The organism is Nonomuraea monospora, from assembly GCF_039531895.1.
In the GTDB taxonomy this organism is placed as follows: domain Bacteria; phylum Actinomycetota; class Actinomycetes; order Streptosporangiales; family Streptosporangiaceae; genus Nonomuraea; species Nonomuraea monospora.
The window spans coordinates 49,246-67,056 of record NZ_BAAAQX010000035.1; the positions used below are offsets into that span (position 1 = coordinate 49,246).

A 17,811-nucleotide genomic window follows, 5' to 3' on the forward strand; every position below is an offset into this window, starting at 1 on the left:
CAGCGTAAAGGCGCCTGGACGGGATGCCACGTCAGTGCGCCGGTGAGCGGAGTGTCAAGGAACGCGTGTCAGCGGGCGGCGCGTTGCCACAGTGCGTTCCAGCCGCCGTGCCCCAGCCAGGCGACCGGCACGTGCAGCCCCGCACCGGCCACGCGATCCCGGAATGCGTCCAGGTCCGCGCCCAGCTCCACGGCGCCGGGAAGCGCGCGCTGCCACGGCCCCGACGGGTCGTCCAGGTCGGAGCGGGGAAAGCCGGGCACGCTCGTCCTGCCCGGCTCGCTCACCGCGACGGTCGGCAGGGCGGGGTCCGGCGGCCAGGACGTGACGGCGACGACCAGTGAGCACAGCACCGCCGTGTCGGCGCGGCGGGCCACCTGGTGGGCGAGCGCGGGGTCCCCGGCGCGGGCCAGGCGGCCGAGGGCGGCGCGGATCCGGCGGGCGACGAGCTCCATCGAGCGGGCGGGCGCGATGGCGTCGTGGCGGGCGAGCTTTCTGAGCGAGCCGGGCAGGGGCGCGTCGAGCAGGAGGAGAGCGAGCTGAGGACGGCCGCCGGTGTACTCCGGGGCGCGGGCTGAGGCGCGGACGTCCTCCGAGGCGCGAGCTGGGGGGAGGATGTCCTCGGAGGCGCGGGCGGTGGTGGGGGCGTTCTCCGAGGTGCGGCTGATGGTGGGGGCGTTCTCCGAGGTGCGGCTGGTGGTGGGGGCGTTCTCCGAGGTGCGGGCCGAGGGGAGGGCGGTCAGGGCGCGTTCGAGGGGGCGTACAGAGGTGGCTCGCCACAGCGCAGGTAAGCCCACCGCCTGCAGCTTGTTACGGCACAGCCGCTCGACGCGGTCGGCGGAGAGGCGGCGGAGCGAGGTCAGAACCTCCGCCGGAGGCGCACCGTCCGGAGCGTGCAGCACGCGGAGGGCGTCCACCGTCTCCCCGGCGGCCAGGGCGTCGGCCGCCAGCCGCGCCAGCGGCCCGCCGACCTCCTGGAACGTGCGATCGGCCCGCCGCCGGAAGGCGGGCCGGGCCGGAGGAAGGCGCTCGCCCTCCGGATCGGGGACGGGCTCCTCGGCGGGGGCCGAGGGGAGGGCGGCGGCCCAGGCGACGATGAGACGGCGCAGCTCCAGGTCGGGATCGGCGTTGAAGCGGGCGCGCATCTCCCCGGCCCGCCACCCCCGTACGTGCTGGTCGAGCTTGACGTTGACGACGATCCGCCCGTCCTCGTCGAGCAGGGCGACCAGAGCGGACTCGCCCTGTTCGGCCGCTTCCACGTACGGCAGCGAAGCGATGCAGTTGCCCATGTAGGTGGCCCACTGCGTGAGGGTGCGCGCGTTCCGGGCGAACCGCAGCCGCACCTCCGTGCCGGGCAGGACGGTGCCGTCTAGGGCGAGCAGCGGCTCGGGGACGCGGAAGGCGGTGGTGAGCCGCTGCGTGACGCCGAGGGCGGCGAGGAGCCGGTCGGTGAGTTCGGGCCAGGCGCGGCACTGGCGGGGCGGCTGCCCGCCGAACGAGACGAGCTGCGCCGCTCCCGCCAGGGCGGCGGGCAGGGAGTCGAGCGAGGGCACGAGCTGCCGGTCGTCGTCGGGGAGGGGGTCGTGGTCGGTGTACGGGTAGTGGGCGCCGTACTCGACGTCGGCCTGTTCGTGGCCGTTGAGCTGGGCGAGCGCGTCGGCGAGTTCGGCGTACCAGAACAGGTCGCCCGCCGTCTCCTCCTCGGCAGGCGGCACGCCGGGGCGGGCTCGCAGGCGTTCGGCGAGCGGGGGACGGCCGCCTCCGACCGGCGGCTGGGCCCATCGGGCGGGGTCGCGGCCGGTGAGGTAGCCGACGCCGGCGCGCCAGTCGCGCAGGCTGACGGACGGCCAGCCGCCGAGCTGGTTCCTGAACTCGATGAGGCGGTCGGTGGCGACGTCGAGCAGGATCTCGGCGTACTCGGCGGCTCTGGCCAGGCGCTGCCGTACGTACTGTTCGGCGGGGTTGCCGAGCTGGGCGGCCAGGTCCCTGACGTAGCAGCCGGGGCGGGCCGGGAGCCCCGTGAGGCCGGGGACGCGGCGGGCGGCGGCGCGGGCCTCCTCCTGGCTGATGGCGCGGGCGGCGGCGGTGAGCAGGGCGGTGGAGCGGTTCATGCCCTGGACGACGCCGTGGTCGCCGACGTTGGCGGCGGTGCGCACCAGGGCGGTGGCGGCCAGGGCGTCGGCCAGGGTGCGGTTCAGGGACACCTCCGCCTGCCAGGCGTAGGGGAACCAGCGGGCGGCTTCGGCGACCGTCGGCTCGTGGCCGAGGTCCTGGCGGAGCTGGTCGAGGAGCAGCGCGTCGTCGTGGGTGCGGTAGCGGGTGGTGAGCTCGTCGAGCCTGCTGTGCTTGCCCTGGGTGGCGCGCCGCCGCTGGTCGCGGCGGAGCCGTTGCTGGCGGGCGGCGACCCGCTGCCACAGGTCGAGGAGGAGGTCGAGCCGCCTTCTTCCGGAGTACGGGGTGAGGAGCCGCCCGAGGTGGGCGGCCATGGTGGAGGCGGCGGCGTCGGGGGTCGGGTCGATCGGCGGGCCGTCGAGGGTGAGGAGGCGGACGAGTTGTTCCGCGCCGAGCACGCCGCTGGCGGCGGAGGCGAGCTGGAGCGCGGCCCAGCGGCCCTCGGCGATGGCCTGCCCGGCCGCGGCGGCCAGCGGCTTGGTGGCCTCCGCGCCGAACAGCGCCACCAGGACGCCGGCCCGTTCGCCGAGCCGGTGCAGCCCGTCGAGGCCGAGGATCTGGACGGCGGCCAGTACGGCGTCGCGCCGGTCGCCGCGCGCGCCGTGCAGCCGGGCGGTGACGAAGCCGGGGGAGAGCGCGATTCCGGCCCCTGCCGCGGTGAGGGTGTCGCCGTCGCCGTGGAGATACCGGACGAGCGCGGTCACGGCAGGACGCGGATCGGCCCCGGCGGGCCCGACCGCGACAGGCGTACCGGCACCGGCAGGCCCGGCCGCGACAGACGGACCGGCTCCGGCGACTTCGCTCTCGTCCGCCACCAGCCGCCCGCGCGCGTCAAGTACCTGCTGATCCCGCCCCGTCACCACGCCGAACGCCATCCGTACCACACGCACATGATTCGGGCAGGAGATGGCGCCAGGCAACCGAAATTCGCGCCCCAGGCGGCCGGGTTGACGGCGGCGGCGGGTCGGCCAACGCTGGAGGGAGGCGGGCGAGAGGAGCGGCGCGTGGGGCAGATCGTCGGTGCGGCGGGCGTGCCGCACACCCCGCACTTCCCCGGCATCGTGCGGCGCGGCGAGCCGCTGGGGCGGGAGCTGGAGCGGCTCTACGGCGAGGTGGCGGGGGCGTTGCGGGAGCTGGCGCCGGACGTGCTGATCGTGTTCACCTCCGACCACTACAACACGTTCTTCGTCGAGAGCGTGCCGATCTTCAGCATCGGGGTGGCCGAGTCGGCGGCCGGGCCGAGCGACTACGCGGAGCTGCCGCGGTGCGAGGCGCGGATCGACGCCGGGTTCGCCAGGCGGCTCCAGGCGGAGCTGGTGCGGGCGGAGTTCGACGTCGGCATGAGCCAGGAGTTCGAGCTGGATCACGCGGTGACGGTGCCGCTGCACTTCCTGACGCCGGGGCTGGACGTGCCGATCGTGCCGGTGTTCGTGAGCGGGCTGATGCCGCCGATCCCGTTGTCGCGGCGCTGTCACGCGCTGGGGGCGGCGATCAGGGCGGTGGTGGAGGAGGATCCGGCGCCGACGCGGGTGGCGGTGCTGGCCAGCGGCAGTTTCTCGCTGGAGATCGGCGGGCCGCGGATCAGCGCGGACTCGCACACGGGGGTGCCGGACCCGCGGTGGGCGGAGCGGGTGCTGACGCTGCTGGACGCGGCGGAGGTGGGCAAGCTGGTGGCCGAGGCGAGCGAGGAGCAGCTCGCGCGGGCGGGCAACGCGGGCGGCGAGCTGCTCGACTGGATCGCGATGCTGGGGACGTTCGATCCGCGGGCGCCTGCGTTCCTGGAGGCGCAGGAGAGATTCGGTCACGCCTACGCGGCGTGGCGGGTGACGTGACGGCCGTAAGTCAGGGGCGGGTGACGTGACGGCGGTGAGTCGGCGGTCGGAGTCGGTGAGGTGACGGCGGTGAGTCTGTACGCGGTGAACAAGGTGTGTTACCGGGTGGTCAGGGAGCCGGAGTTCCGCCGGGCGCTGGCGGACTCGCCGGAGGAGGCGCTGCGCGCGGCCCGTCCTCCGCTGGACGAGGCCGAGCTGACGGCGCTGCTGGCGGGCGACGTAGGCCGGCTGTCGAGGATGGGCGCGAACCACTTCCTGCTGCACCAGCTCGGCCGCTTCCGGGTGCTGGGCCTGGACCTGCCGACGTACGCCGACCGGATCCGCGCCGCCTACCGCTGAGTGGCGGGCGGCGGCCCGGAGGCGGCGCCGCGGGCGCCGAGCACCTCGTGCAGCTCGGCGGAGCAGCGGGCCAGGTCGGCGGCGTAGGCGTGCTGGCCGAGGGTGCGCGGCCTGGGCACGTCCACGTTCACGACGGTGAGGATGCGGCCGGGTCGCGGGGTGAGGACGACGACGCGGTCGGCGAGCAGCACGGCCTCCTCGATGGAGTGGGTGACGAGGACGACGGTGGCGGCGTGCTCCATGTGGATCTGCTGCAGCTCGATCGACAGCTCCTCGCGGGTGAGCGCGTCGAGGGCGGAGAAGGGCTCGTCCATGAGGAGGACGCGGGGCCGCTGGATGAGCGCGCGGCACAGCGCGACGCGCTGCTGCATGCCGCCGGACAGCTCGTGCGGCAGCCGCCGGTGGAAGGCCTCCAGCCCGACCGTCTCCAGGAGGGTGTGCGCGTGGGCGCGGTGTTCGTGGCGGGGCCAGCCGAAGATCTCGACGGGCAGCAGGACGTTGTCGAGCACGCTGCGCCAGGGCAGGAGGGCGGGCCGCTGGAACATGATGGCGACGTCGCGGCGGGGTTTGACGACGGGTTCGCCGGCGACGCGTACCTGGCCGGAGGTGGCGGTGAGCAGGCCGGCGATGAGCCGCAGGAGCGTGGACTTGCCGCAGCCGGAGCGGCCCACGACGGCGGTGAACTCGCCGTCGGCCACGTCGAGGTCGAGGTCGCGCAGCGCTTCGACGGCGCCGCGGCGTCCGCCGAACACCTGGGAAACCTCGCGCAGCAGGATCACCTGAGGACCTCCTGACCCCCGATGGTATGCCGAGTGGCGGGCCGGAACATATTGACCGCCGCGCAGGGTCCGTCATGATCTGGGGCATGAGGCGACTGCCGCGCGTCATCACGATCTCCGTTCTGGTCGCGACGTCCTTCCTCCCCGCCGCCTGCGGTTCGGGGGCGCAGGAGCCGTCGCCGTCCCGGCAGGCGGCCGATCAGGTCACGTGGGTGACCGGGTTCGGCGCGTTCGGCCGGGAGGCCTATGTCTACGTCGCGCAGGAGAAGGGCTTCTTCGAGGAGGCGGGTCTGGAGGTCGCCGTGCAGCCCGGCAAGGGCAGCGGCGAGAACCTGGCCGCGGTTCTCGGCGGCCGGGCGCAGTTCGCCGCCGTGGACTTCACGGCCACGCTGATCAGCGCCGCCGGGGGCAAGGCGGAGGGCGCGGTCGCGGTGGCGGCGCTGCACCAGCGCACGCTGGCCGCGCTGATGGCGCTGGACGGCAGCGGGATCAGCGGTCCGAAGGACCTGGAGGGCAAGACGGTGGCCGACGCCGCGTCGTCGGTGATCAGCATGATGTTCCCCAGCTACGCCCGGCTGGCCGGGGTGGACGCGTCGAAGGTGAAGTGGGTCAGCCTGGAGCCGGCGCAGCTCGCCGCGAACCTGGCCTCGGGGCAGGTGGACGCGATCGGCCAGTACGTGGTCGGCCAGCCCACGGTGAGCAACGCCGCCAAGGGCAAGGAGGTCACGGTCCTGCCGTTCGGGGACGTCATCACCGACCTGTACGGCTCGGCGGTGACGACCTCCGCCAAGGTCGCGGGGGGCCAGCCGGATCTGGTGAGGAGGTTCACCGGGGCGCTGCTCAAGGGCCTGGCGTACGCGGTGGACCATCCGCAGGAGGCGGCGAAGATCCTGGTCGCGAAGCAGCCTACGCAGAACGCCGAGGTGGCCGCCGCCGAGCTGACGCTGATGGCGTCGTACGTGCGCCCGGACGGCGGGGCGCCGATGGGCACGATGAGCAGGGAGCGGGTGGAGCGGGCGATCACGGCGCTGAGCACGGCCGGGGCGCTGGAGGAGCCGTTGACGCCGGACTCGGTGGTGTCGTTCGACCTGGTGCCCAAGGGCTGAGGCGGGTGGAGCGCGGCCGGGACGCGCTGACTGCGGCGGGCTGGTCCACGCTGGGCGTGGTCGTCGCGGTCGGCGCGTGGGCGCTGGTGGCGTCGGCGTTCGCGATCCCGGAGATCGTTTTGCCGTCGCCGGGTGAGGTGGTGGCGGCGTTCCTGCGGATCCCGGACTACCTGCTGGAGCAGGCGGTGGTGACGCTGGGTGAGACGGTGCTGGGGTTCGTGCTGTCGGTGGGCTGCGGGCTGGTGATCGGGATGCTGATCGCGGCGTTCCGGGTGGCGGAGCTGATGTTCTATCCGCTGCTGGTGGCCTTCAACGCGGTCCCGAAGGTGGCGCTGGCGCCGCTGCTGGTGGTGTGGATGGGGTTCGGCCAGCAGCCGAAGGTGGTGATGGCGCTGCTGGTGTGCTTCTTCCCTGTGGTGTTGTCGGTGGCGGGCGGGCTGGCCTCGACGCCGCCTGAGCTGGTGGAGCTGGCCAGGTCGCTGGACACGCCGCGGTGGCAGACGTTCGTCAAGATCCGCTTCCCTGGCGCGTTGCCGCAGGTGTTCACGGGGTTGAAGGTGGCGATGCCGCTGGCGTCGGTGGGGGCGGTGATCGGGGAGTTCAGCGCGGGGGACGCGGGGCTGGGCTTCGTGATCGTGCAGGCGGGCGGCAGCTCGGACACGGCGCTGGCGTTCGCCGCGATCGGGTTGCTGGGCGTCATGAGCATCGCGTTGTTCTACGCGCTGGTGCTGGCCGAGCGGCTGTTGCTGCCGTGGGTACGGGAGACGGCGGCCGTCCGCTGAGCCCTCTCACCACGATAAACGCCGATAAGTTATATCTAATCCCCTATTGACATGACTAATCGCCACGACGAGTATTTTGTCATGTCAGAACGTGACCTCTTGCTTCATGTGCAGATCCGCAGGGCGCTGGAGGCACGTATCAGAAGCGGCCAGTGGGGGCCGGGAACCCGGATCCCCACCGAGGTCGAGCTCTGCCAGGAGTTCGAGGTCTCGCGCATCACCGTGCAGCGGGCCCTGCGCGACCTCGCCGACGCCGGGCTCATCGTCCGCTTCCGCAAACGCGGCAGCTTCGTCGCCCAGGCGGTCGGACAGCACAACCTGCTGCGCTTCACCGGCCTGCTCATCCAGGGGCCGGAGACGCACGGTGACCACCGGGTCGTCTCGGCCGAGGTGCTGCCCGCGCGGGCGGCGCGCCTGCGGCTGCCGGGCGTGCCCGACGAGGAGGCGGTCGTCCAGATGGAGCGCCACAAGCTCGCCGCGGACGGCAGGGTCAGCAACACCGAGCTGCACGTGCTGCCCTTCCGGCTGGCCCCCGACCTGCTCGACCAGGATTTAGCGCCCCTGACCAGCCACGCCTACCTGCGCGACCGCGGGGTCGAGCTGGTCCGCGCCAGGCTCTACGTGGAGCCGTACGCGCTCGGCGAGGCCGAGGCGGAGCTGTTCGGGCTGCCCGCGGGCACGCCCGTCTTCCGCTGGACCCGCGAGACCTGGACCCGCCGCGGTGAGATCGCCGAGCTCCTGGAGGAGATCGTGCCGCCCGGCGGCGAACGCTTCTACGTGGAGACCGACCTGAGCGGCTCCTGACCGGTTCCCATCGGACCACCCCACCCGTCGCGCCTCCGGGCGCCACGGTCCCCAGCCATGCCCGAAAAGGAGCGGATCATGACCTCTGTCGCCGTCGTCGGCACCGGCGCCGTCGGCTCGATGGCCCTGTGGCGGCTGGCCGCGCGCGGCATCCCGGCCGTCGGCTTCGACGCCTACGCGCCCGGCCACGACCGGGGCGCCTCCGGCGGCGAGTCGCGGATCTTCCGCACCGCGTACAAGGAAGGCCCCCAGTACGTGCCGCTGCTGCGCGAGGCCCGCGACCTGTGGGCCGAGCTGGAGCTGAGCGCGGGACGCCGGCTGCTGACGCCCGTCGGCGGCGTCACGGTCGGCCCGCGCGAGCACCCCGTGGTGACGGCCGTGCTGGCCGCCGCCCGCGCCCACGACCTGCCGGTGGAGGTGCTGACCGGCCGCGACGCGGCCGAGCGGGTGCCCGAGCATCCGCTGCGCGACGGCGAGGTGATGGTGGCCGACCCCGACGCCGGCTACCTGCGGCCCGAGCCCGCCGTGGTCGCCGCCGCTGCCGCCGCCGAACGGGCCGGCGCCCGCATCCACCGCTACACCCCCGTCCGGCAGGTGCGCCAGGACGCCGCCGGCGTGACCGTCGTGACGCAGGACGGCGGCGAGCACCGCTTCACCCACGCCGTCCTGGCCCCCGGACCCTGGGCGAGGCGGCTGCTGCCCGACGCGCCCATCGCCGCCAAGGCCATCACCTCCACCTGGTTCCCCCGCCGCGACGAGACCCTGTTCGCCCCCGGGCGCTGCCCGATCGCCATCCGCGTCGGCGAGCCCGCCTACTCCTGCTTCCCCGCCATGGACGGCGCCGGTGTCAAGGTCAACCTGCACGTCCCGTGGCGCGACCTCGACTCGCCCGACGCGCTGGAACGCTCCGCGCCGGTCGCGTACGTCAGGCAGGTCGCCGAAGCCGTCGCCGCCACGCTGCCGGGCCTGCGGCCCGACCCCATCCGGGTGGCCACCTTCGCCGACGCCTTCACCCCCGACGGGCACGGCCTGCTCGGCCGTCAGGGCCGCATCGTGATCGCCGCCGCGTTCAGCGGCCACGGCTTCAAGCTGGCCCCCGTCTTCGGCGACATCGCCGCCGACCTCATCGAGACCGGTACCACCACGCGCGACATCGACCACCTCGCCCCCGATCGCCCCCTTCGGAGGTCGCCATGAACCCCAGACCCCTCTCCCTAGCCATCGGAGCCCTCGTCCTCACCTCCTGCGCCGCGCCCACCCCTGCCGCCGCGCCCGGCAAGCTGGTCATCGCCGGGTACGGCGGCTCGTACGAGGAGGCGTTCGAACAGTCGGTCATCCCCGCCTTCGAGAAGACCTGCTCCTGCGACGTCACCTACATCGCTGGCAGCTCCACCGACACCGTCGCCAAGCTGAAGGCCCAGCAAGCCGCCCCGCAGATCGACGTCGCCCTCATCGACGACGGCGTGCAGAACCAGGCCGTCGAGGCCGGCCTGCTCGCCCCCCTCGACCCCAAAACGGTCACCAACCTGGGCAACGTCATCGACCTGGCCCGGCTGCCCGGCGACGTCGGCGTCGGCTTCTCGCTCAACGCCACCGGCATCGCCTACAACACCGACTACTACGCCAAGAACGGGCTGCCCGCCCCCACCCGGCTGGCCGACCTGGAGAACGCCAAGCTCAAGGGCAAGCTCGTGATGCCGTCCATCACGCAGACGTACGGGCTGGGCGCGCTGCTCATCGCCGCCAAGGTCGGCGGCGGCTCCGAGCACCGCATCGACCCCGGCTTCGCGGGCGTCAAGAAGATCGCCGCGAACGCCGTCACGTTCGACACCACCGCGGACGTGTCCAACTACTTCCTCCAAGGCCAGGCCGTCGCCAGCGTGTGGGGCAACTCCCGCGTGCAGATGCTGGCCAAGAAGGGCTTCCCGATCGAGTTCGTCTACCCGGAGGAGGGCGCGCTGCCGCTGATCGCCACCGTCAACGTGGTGAACAAGGCGCCGCACCCCGGCCTGGCCCAGCAGTTCGTCAACGCGCTGCTGGAGCCGTCGGCCCAGCAGGCCATGGCCGAGTCCAACTACAACGGCCCGACCGTCAAGGGCGTCCAGCTCGACCCCGGGCTCGCCGCCCAGGTCGTCGGCCAGGACCGGGCCGGTGAGCTGCGCAAACTCGACTGGGCGGCGATCAACAAGAGCCGTTCCGCGTGGACGGACCGCTGGAACAAGGAGATCGAGACCTCATGACAAGGCTGCTCGCCGCGGCGCTGGCCCTCCTCGCCCTGACGGCCTGCGCCCCGCCCGCCCCCACCGCCTCGGCGGGCAAGCTCGTGGTGGCCGGGTACGGCGGCTCGTACCAGCAGGCCTTCGAGCAGGCCGTGCTGCCGGAGTTCGAGAAGACGTGCGGCTGCCAGGTCACCTACATCGCCGGCAGCTCCACCGACACCGTCGCCAAGCTGAAGGCGCAGAAGGACGCCCCGCAGATCGACGTCGCGCTCATCGACGACGGGCCGCAGGCGCAGGCCGCCGAGGCCGGGCTGCTGGCCGCGCTCGACCCGGCCGCCGTCACCCGGCTGGCCAAGGTGGAGAAGGTGGCCCGGCTGCCCGGGGACGTCGGCGTCGGGTTCGCGATGACCGCGACCGGGCTGGCGTACAACAGCAAGTGGTACGCCGACAACGGGCTGCCCGCCCCCAGGAAGCTGTCCGACCTGGCCGACCCCAAGCTCAAGGGCAAGGTCGTGCTGCCGTCCATCAGCAACACCTACGGCGTCGGCGCGCTCATGCTGGCCGCCCGCGAGGGCGACGGCACGGTCGAGTCGGGCTTCGCGGGCGTCAAGAAGGTCGCCGCGAACGCCTTCACCTTCGACACCACGGCCGACGTGTCCAACTACTTCCTGCAAGGGCAGGCCGTCGCCAGCGTGTGGGGCGGGTCGCGGGTGGAGACGCTCGCCGACAAGAACTTCCCGATCAAGTTCGCCTACCCGGAGGAGGGCGCCATCCCGCTGCTCGCCACCGCGAACGTCGTCGCCAAGGCGCCGCACGCCGACCTGGCGCAGAAGTTCGTCAACGCGCTGCTGGAGCCGGCCATCCAGCAGAAGCTGGCCGCCGAGGGCTACGACGGGCCCACCGTCACCGACGCCACCCTCGACGCGGCCCTCGCCCAGCGGGTCGTCGGGCCCGAGCAGGCGGCCGGGATGACGCCGCTGGACTGGAAGGACGTCAACGGCAACCGCGCCGCCTGGACCGACCGGTGGACCAAGGAGGTCGAGCAGTGACCACCATGACAGAACCGTCCGCCGGCACCGCCGTGCGGCGCGGGCGGCTGCGCCTGAACGGCGTGCGCAAGGTGCTGGGCGGCAAGGAGGTCGTCTCCGCCGTGGACCTGGAGACCGAGCCGGGCGAGTTCCTCACCCTGCTCGGCCCGTCCGGCTGCGGCAAGACCACCACCCTCAACATGATCGCCGGGCACCTCACCGCCGACGGCGGCCTCATCGAGGTGGACGGCCGCGACGTCACCGCCGTCCCGCCGCACCGCCGCTCCATGGGCATGGTCTTCCAGTCCTACGCCCTGTTCCCGCACCTGACGATCGCCGACAACGTGGCCTTCGGGCTGCGCATGCGCAAGATCGGCGCCGCCGAACGCAAACGCCGCGTCGCCGGCATGCTGGAGCTGGTCGGCCTCGACGGCATGGCCGGGCGGCACCCGCGCCAGCTCTCCGGCGGCCAGCAGCAGCGCGCCGCCCTCGCCAGGGCCCTCGTCATCCAGCCCGACCTGCTGCTGCTCGACGAGCCGTTCTCCAACCTCGACGCCCAGCTCCGGGTACGGCTGCGCGACGAGGTCGCCGCGCTGCAACGCCGCATCGGCACCACCGCCATCCTCGTCACCCACGACCAGGAGGAGGCCCTCGCCGTCTCCGACCGCATCGCCGTGATGGCCGACGGCGTCATCCACCAGCTCGACCGGCCCCAGGAGATCTACCTGCGGCCCGCCACCGACTTCGTCGCCCAGTTCATCGGCGAGGTCAACGCCCTCGACGGCACCGCGCTCGGCGAAGGCCGGTGCGAGGTCGCAGGACAGCCGGTCACCGCCACCCCCGTCGGCGAGCCGCCCGCCACGGGCGCCGCCGTCCGCGTGTACGTGCGGCCCGAGGTCGTCAGGGTCGGACCCGACGGTGAGGGGCTGCGCGGCACCGTCCGCGAGACCCGCTTCCTCGGCTCCCGCATCCGCTGCGTCGTGGCCACCCCCGCCGGAGAGGTGACGGCGGCGCTGCCGTACGACGCCAGGGTGCCGCGAGAGGGCGAGGAGGTGACCTGCTCATGGCGGCCGTCGGACGCCTCGCTGGCGGCGCGCGGCTGAGCCGCCCCCGCCGGCGCACAGGGCTGCTGCTCGCGCTGCCCGCCGCGCTCATCTTCGCGCTGCTGTTCGTGGCGCCGCTGTTCACGCTGGTGGCCAACAGCTTCAGGACGCAGACCGGAGCCTTCACCCTCGGCAACTACGAACGCTTCCTCGGCGACCCTTTCTACCGGGACGTGCTGTGGAACACGCTCAAGGTCGCCGCCCTCACCACCGTCGGCTGCCTGCTCGTCGGCTACCCGTTCGCCCTCTACCTGCGCGGCCGATCCGCCCGGGTGCGTAACTGGCTGGCGCTGCTCCTGCTGTCGCCGCTGCTCATCAGCATGGTCATCCGCGCCTACGGCTGGCTGGTCGTGCTCGGCCCCAACGGGCCCGTCGCCGCCGTCATCTCCTGGCTCGGGCTGACCCCGCCGCAACTGCTCTACAACGACACGGCCGTGCTGATCGGCATGGTGCACGTCATGCTCGCGTACATGGTGCTGCCGCTGATGGGCAGCCTGGACAGGATCGACCCGACCCTCGTGCCCGCCGCCAAGGGGCTCGGCGCGTCCGGCTGGACCTGCTTCTGGCGGATCACGCTGCCGCTGTCGGCGCCCGGCATGCTCGCCGGGGCGATGATCGTGTTCAGCCTGACCGCCTCCAGCTTCGTCACCCCGGCGATCCTCGGCGGGCCGAAGGTGAAGCTCATGCCGTACTTCGTCTACACGCAGGCCACCACCACCCTCGACTGGCCGTACGCCGCCGCCATCGGGTTCGTGCTCGTGGTCGTCACCACCGGGCTGCTGCTCGGCTACTCGCGGCTGCTACGGCGCGGCAACGGCGAGGTGGTGTTCGGATGACCCGCCTGACCCGGGTGCTCGGCGCCGCGTTCGCGACGCTCGTCGGGTTGTTCCTCATCGCGCCCGTCGCCGTCACCGTGGCATCCTCGCTGACCGCCACCTCCTACGTGACGTTCCCGCCGCAGGGCATCACCCTGCGCTGGTACGGCGAGGTGTTCGCCAAGCCCGAGTTCCTGTCGTCGTTCGCGCTCAGCGCCGGGGTGGCGCTGGCCGCCGCGGCCGTCTCCGCCGTGGTCGGGCTGGCCGGCGGCCTGGCCATCCACCGCCACCGCTTCCCCGGCAGGGCCGCACTGGAGGCGGTGCTGTCCAGCGCCTTCGCCGTGCCCACCATCGTGCTCGGCATCGGGCTGCTGCAGTGGTTCGCGCAGATGGGGCTGGCCTCCAGCCCGTTCACGCTGCTGCTGGCCCACCTCGTGCTGACCGTCCCGTACGCGGTGCGGCTCGTCCTGGCCGGCCTCGCTGGCCTGGACCGGTCGGCGGAGAAGGCCGCCGCCGGGCTCGGCGCGCCGCCGTTCCTGGTGTTCTGGCACGTCACCCTGCCCGCCGTGCGCGGGGCGCTGATCGGCGGCGCGTTCTTCGCGTTCATCACCTCCTTCGACGACCTGACGGTCGCGCTGTTCGTCGTCACCACCGACCTGCAGACGCTGCCCGTACGGATCTTCAACTACATGCAGTACGACTACGACCCCACGGTCACCGCCATCGGCACCCTCATGGTGCTGTTCGCCGTGGTCGCCGTCGTCGTCATCGAACGTTTCGTCGGCGTCGCCAAGCTGTTCGGCGCCGACACCCAGGAAAGGAGCTAAGCGTGCGAGTCGTCGTCATCGGCGCGGGAGTCGTCGGAGCCGCGGTCGCGGCCGGACTGACCCGGCGCGGCGCCCAGGTCACGGTGCTGGAGGCGCGGACCCCCGGCGCGGGCACCAGCTCCACCTCCGTCGCCTGGATCAACGCCAACAACAAGACGCCCCAGGCGTACTTCGACCTCAACCACGCCGCCGTCTGGGCCCACCACCAGCTCCCCGGGGACTGGTTCTTCCCCACAGGGAACCTCGAATGCGCCGTCACCGACGAGCACAAGCAGCTCCTGGACGCCCGCGTCACCCGGCTGCTCGGCATGGGATACCCGGTCGAACGCGTCACCGCCCGCCGCGCCCTCGCCCTCGAACCCGACCTCGTGCCGCCGCCCCCCGGCACCGAGTACGTGTTCTTCCCCGGCGAGGCCTACGTCCAGCCGCTGCGCCTGCTCGGCCGGCTGCTCGGCGAGGCCCGCGACGGCGGCGCCACCCTGGAGTGCGGCGCCGAGGTCACCGCCGTCGAGACGTCCGCGTCCGGGGCGAAGGTCACCGTCGCCGACGGGCGCACCTTCGCCGGCGACGTCGTCGTCACCTGCACCGGGCGGTGGACGCAGCACGTCGCCGCCATGGCGGGGGCGACCGTCCCCATGCTGGACCCGGCCGTGTCCGGCACCGTCACCAACGGCTTCCTCGTCACCACCTCGCCGGTGCCCGCGCGGCTGTCGCGCGTCCTCACCACGGCGGCGCTCAACCTGCGGCCGGACGGGGGCGGGCGGCTGCTGCTGCAGTCGCTGCCCCTGGACGGGCTCGCCGACCCCGCCTCGCCCGTGCCCGAAGCGGTCCTCGCAGAGATCATGGCGTTGCTGCCTGGCGTGTTGCGTGCCACCGAGGGGGCCGTGGTGGAGCGGGCCGTGGTGGGGCAGCGGGCCATGCCGGGGGACGGGCTCACCGTGGCGGGGTTCGCCGATGCGGAGCGGCGGGTTTACACGGTGGCCACGCACAGCGGGGTCACGCTGGCGCCGTTGCTGATGGAGGAGGTCGCGGGGGAGGTGTTCGGGGAGGAGTCCGGGCTGCTGAGGGCTTTCCGGCCGGGGCGGTTCCGGGACGGGACGGCGGGGCCCGCGCCGGTGGCGGCCCGGCGGCCCGGGCAGCAGTGACCTGGGGCTGAGACACGGGCGGGCTCCGGGCCGGGTTGCGGCACGGTCTGTCCGGGTACGCGTACCTCCTGCCTCGCGTGTGGAAGGACCTGGTGCGCTGATGTTCGGAAGGCTGATCGACCTGGGCGGCTTCGGTCTGGGTGCCGCCGCCGCCCTGGCCCGCAACGGGTTGCTCGCCCCGGTGCACCCCTCGGCGCTGGCCCGCGTCGTGGAGGCGTACCGGCACTTCCACCTCACCCCCGCCACGGGGCTGGCCGCCGCCGCGGCCCGCTGGCCCGACCGCCCCGCCGTGCTGGACGAGGACGGCACGCTCACCTTCGCCGAACTCGACGCCCGCGCCGCGGCACTGGCCTCGGCCCTGCACCACCGGCTCGGCCTCGGCCCCGGCCACACGGTGGCGGTCATGTGGCCCAACCACCGCGGCTTCGCCGAGGCCGTCGCGGCGGTGTCCCGGCTGGGCGCCGACCTGCTGCTCCTCAACACCGGCCTGGCCGGGCCGCGCCTGCGCGACGTGCTGCGGCGCGAAGCCGTCCACGCCCTGATCGCCGACCCCGCCCTCCCGCACGTCGGCTTCGACGGCCCCCGGACCGGCGACCTGGACAAGCTGATCAAGGAGAACGGCTCGGCCACGGCGCCGGCACCCCGCCGGCCAGGACGGCTGGTCCTGCTCACCTCCGGCACCACCGGCGTCCCCAAGGGCGCGCCGCGACGGCTCTCCCCGGCCGCCGTGGCAGAGCCGTTCCTGTCGATGCTGGCCACCGTGCCGATCCGGAGCGGCGAGCCGATGCTGATCGCGCCGCCGCTGTTCCACGGGCTCGGGCTCCTCTGGTACGCCGCCGCGCTCGTACTCGGCTGCCCGGTCGTCCTCATGCGCCGCTTCGACCCGCAGTCCGTCCTCGACGCCCTCGACCGGCACCGCGCCGGGGCGCTGGTCGCCGTACCGGTGATGCTGAAACGCCTCCTGACCTGCGACCCCCGCCCACTTCCGCACCTGCGGGCAGTGGTCTCCGGCGGCTCGGCACTGCGTCCGGACCTGGCCACCGCGTTCATGAACACCTACGGGGACGTCCTCCACAACCTCTACGGCTCCACCGAGGCCGGCTGGGCCGCCCTCGCCACCCCGGCCGAGCTGCGCGCCGCCCCCGGCACCGTCGGCCGCCCCCCGCGCGGAGCGACCGTGCGCATCGCGGGCCCGGACGGACGCGAGCAACCGGCCGGCGAGGTGGGCCGGGTGCTCGTCGGCGGCGGCCTCACCTTCGGAGCCGGAACCCGGACCGGGACAGGGCCTGACGGGCTGCTGGCCACGGGCGACCTCGGTCATCGGGACAGGCGGGGCCTGCTGTTCATCGACGGCCGCGACGACGACATGATCGTCTCCGGTGGCGAGAACGTGTTCCCGCAGGAGGTGGAGAACGTGCTCGCCCGCGTCCCCGGCGTCGCGGACGTGGCCGTGCTGGGGGTGCCGGACGAGGAGTACGGGCAGCGGCTGACCGCCTACGTGGTGACGGACGACGGGGCCCGGCTGTCGGCGGACGGGCTCAGGCGGGCGGTCAAGGAGGAGCTGGCGGGGTTCAAGGTGCCGCGCGATGTCGAGTTCGTGGCGTCCGTACCGCGCAACCAGACCGGCAAGGTGGACCGGGACCGGCTCGTACGGGGCTGAACCCGCATGCCTCGACTCACCCAGATCGCCGCACCCCCAGCACGTTGACCGTCGCTTCCGGCCTTGTCCTCCGATTCTGGACGAGCGGAGAGCCCCTGGAACGCCCGCCGGAACGCGTCACCCCTGGTGGATGAGACGCTCGATCGGCGGGTTCACACGGGCGAACCCCTCCTGGCTCCGGTACGGGTAGTAGGGGTAGGCGGCCGTCACGGTGCTGGCGGCGTCGAGGCGGGCCACCTGGCCGGGGGTGAGCGACCAGCCGACGGCGCCCAGGTTCTCGCGCAGTTGCTCCTCGTTGCGGGCGCCGATGATGACCGAGGCCACGGTCGGGCGGCTCAGCAGCCAGTTGAGCGCGATCTGCGGAACGCTCCGCCCGGTCTCCTCGGCGAGCTCGTCGAGCACGTCCACCACCGCGTACAGCCGCTCGTCGTCCACGGGCGGCCCGTAGGCGGCGGTGCGGTGCAGGCGGCTGCCCTCGGGGAGCGGACGCCCGCGACGGATCCGGCCGGTGAGGCGGCCCCAGCCGAGCGGGCTCCACACCAGCGCGCCGACGCCCTGGTCGAGGCCGAGGGGCATCAGCTCCCACTCGTAGTCGCGGCCGATCAGCGAATAGTAGACCTGGTGGGCCACGTAGCGCGGGTAGCCGTGCCGGTCGGCCGCCGCCAGCGACTTCATGAGGTGCCAGCCGGAGAAGTTCGACACGCCCACGTACCGGAGCTTGCCGGCCGAGACCAGGTCGCCCAGCGTGGACAGCACCTCCTCGACCGGGGTGGCCGCGTCGAAGGCGTGCAACTGGAACAGGTCGATGTGGTCGGTGCCCAGCCGGCGCAGCGCGTCGTCCACCGTCCTGATCAGGCGCGGGCGCGAGGTGCCGGCGCCGTTCGGGGTGTCGTCCGTGGGGAGGCCGGCCTTGGTGGAGATGAGCACTTCGTCGCGGCGGCCCTTGATCGCCTGGCCGAGCACCTCCTCGGACGCGCCGTCGGAGTAGACGTCGGCGGTGTCGAACATCGTCACCCCCGCCTCGATGGCCACGTCCACCAGGCGTCTGGCCTCTGCCACGTCCGTGTTGCCCCAGGCGCCGAACAACTCGCCCCGGCCGCCGAACGTTCCGGCGCCGAAACTCAGCGCGGGCACCTTCAGACCGGACGCACCCAACTGGCGATATTCCATGATCCCATCCTTTACCGGGTCTTATTTCCCGTT

16 protein-coding genes are annotated in these 17,811 nt (G+C 73.3%); 13 read left to right on the top strand and 3 right to left on the bottom strand.

What is annotated here, in order from left to right:
• Positions 1-68 precede the first annotated feature (68 nt).
• Entirely contained in the window at positions 69-2,873 is a 2,805-nt protein-coding gene (locus ABD331_RS45555) for a hypothetical protein (RefSeq protein WP_344489927.1), read from the bottom strand.
• Here ABD331_RS45555 and ABD331_RS45560 point away from each other — a divergent pair.
• Positions 2,847-4,001, top strand: coding sequence for a DODA-type extradiol aromatic ring-opening family dioxygenase (locus ABD331_RS45560; protein WP_344489930.1), 1,155 nt, complete (start codon positions 2,847-2,849; stop codon positions 3,999-4,001). The genes ABD331_RS45555 and ABD331_RS45560 overlap by 27 nt on opposite strands.
• 69 nt (positions 4,002-4,070) lie before the next feature.
• On the top strand, positions 4,071-4,340 hold the full coding sequence (locus ABD331_RS45565) for a hypothetical protein (RefSeq protein WP_344489933.1): 270 nt from the start codon (positions 4,071-4,073) through the stop codon (positions 4,338-4,340).
• Here ABD331_RS45565 and ABD331_RS45570 read toward each other — a convergent pair.
• Positions 4,331-5,119 carry an ABC transporter ATP-binding protein gene (locus ABD331_RS45570; protein ID WP_344489936.1) on the bottom strand — a complete coding sequence of 263 codons (789 nt, stop codon included), beginning with the start codon at positions 5,117-5,119 and terminating at the stop codon, positions 4,331-4,333. The two genes, ABD331_RS45565 and ABD331_RS45570, sit on opposite strands and share 10 nt — an antisense overlap.
• Positions 5,120-5,205: 86 nt before the next feature.
• On the opposite strand from ABD331_RS45570, the gene ABD331_RS45575 reads away from it, so the two are divergent.
• From ABD331_RS45575 to ABD331_RS45625, 11 genes are all read left to right on the top strand, one after another.
• Entirely contained in the window at positions 5,206-6,225 is a 1,020-nt protein-coding gene (locus tag ABD331_RS45575) for an ABC transporter substrate-binding protein (protein ID WP_344489939.1), read from the top strand.
• Between the two features lie 5 nt (positions 6,226-6,230).
• Positions 6,231-7,007 (top strand): ABC transporter permease, encoded by a 777-nt coding sequence (locus ABD331_RS45580; RefSeq protein ID WP_344489942.1) that lies wholly within the window; start codon positions 6,231-6,233, stop codon positions 7,005-7,007.
• Positions 7,008-7,088: 81 nt separating this feature from the next.
• Positions 7,089-7,811, top strand: coding sequence for a GntR family transcriptional regulator (locus ABD331_RS45585; protein ID WP_344489945.1), 723 nt, complete (start codon positions 7,089-7,091; stop codon positions 7,809-7,811).
• Between the two features lie 78 nt (positions 7,812-7,889).
• Entirely contained in the window at positions 7,890-9,008 is a 1,119-nt protein-coding gene (gene solA, locus ABD331_RS45590) for an N-methyl-L-tryptophan oxidase (RefSeq protein WP_344489948.1), read from the top strand.
• On the top strand, positions 9,005-10,051 hold the full coding sequence (locus tag ABD331_RS45595) for an ABC transporter substrate-binding protein (RefSeq protein ID WP_344489951.1): 1,047 nt from the start codon (positions 9,005-9,007) through the stop codon (positions 10,049-10,051). Before solA ends, ABD331_RS45595 begins: the two co-directional genes overlap by 4 nt.
• Positions 10,048-11,079 carry an ABC transporter substrate-binding protein gene (locus tag ABD331_RS45600; protein WP_344489955.1) on the top strand — a complete coding sequence of 344 codons (1,032 nt, stop codon included), beginning with the start codon at positions 10,048-10,050 and terminating at the stop codon, positions 11,077-11,079. The genes ABD331_RS45595 and ABD331_RS45600 overlap by 4 nt, the downstream gene beginning before the upstream one ends.
• Before the next feature lie 5 nt (positions 11,080-11,084).
• Positions 11,085-12,161, top strand: a complete 1,077-nt coding sequence (locus tag ABD331_RS45605) for an ABC transporter ATP-binding protein (RefSeq protein ID WP_344490140.1) — start codon at positions 11,085-11,087, stop codon at positions 12,159-12,161.
• Positions 12,122-12,997: an ABC transporter permease gene (locus tag ABD331_RS45610; protein WP_344489958.1), complete on the top strand. Its 876-nt coding sequence runs from the start codon at positions 12,122-12,124 to the stop codon at positions 12,995-12,997. Before ABD331_RS45605 ends, ABD331_RS45610 begins: the two co-directional genes overlap by 40 nt.
• On the top strand, positions 12,994-13,803 hold the full coding sequence (locus ABD331_RS45615; RefSeq protein WP_344489961.1) for an ABC transporter permease: 810 nt from the start codon (positions 12,994-12,996) through the stop codon (positions 13,801-13,803). Before ABD331_RS45610 ends, ABD331_RS45615 begins: the two co-directional genes overlap by 4 nt.
• A gap of 2 nt (positions 13,804-13,805) precedes the next feature.
• Positions 13,806-14,948 (top strand): NAD(P)/FAD-dependent oxidoreductase, encoded by a 1,143-nt coding sequence (locus tag ABD331_RS45620; RefSeq protein ID WP_344489964.1) that lies wholly within the window; start codon positions 13,806-13,808, stop codon positions 14,946-14,948.
• A gap of 100 nt (positions 14,949-15,048) precedes the next feature.
• Positions 15,049-16,608: an AMP-binding protein gene (locus ABD331_RS45625; protein WP_344489967.1), complete on the top strand. Its 1,560-nt coding sequence runs from the start codon at positions 15,049-15,051 to the stop codon at positions 16,606-16,608.
• 117 nt (positions 16,609-16,725) lie between these two features.
• Here ABD331_RS45625 and ABD331_RS45630 read toward each other — a convergent pair whose 3' ends face one another.
• Positions 16,726-17,778 carry an aldo/keto reductase gene (locus ABD331_RS45630; protein ID WP_344489970.1) on the bottom strand — a complete coding sequence of 351 codons (1,053 nt, stop codon included), beginning with the start codon at positions 17,776-17,778 and terminating at the stop codon, positions 16,726-16,728.
• Between the last annotated feature and the right edge of the window lie 33 nt (positions 17,779-17,811).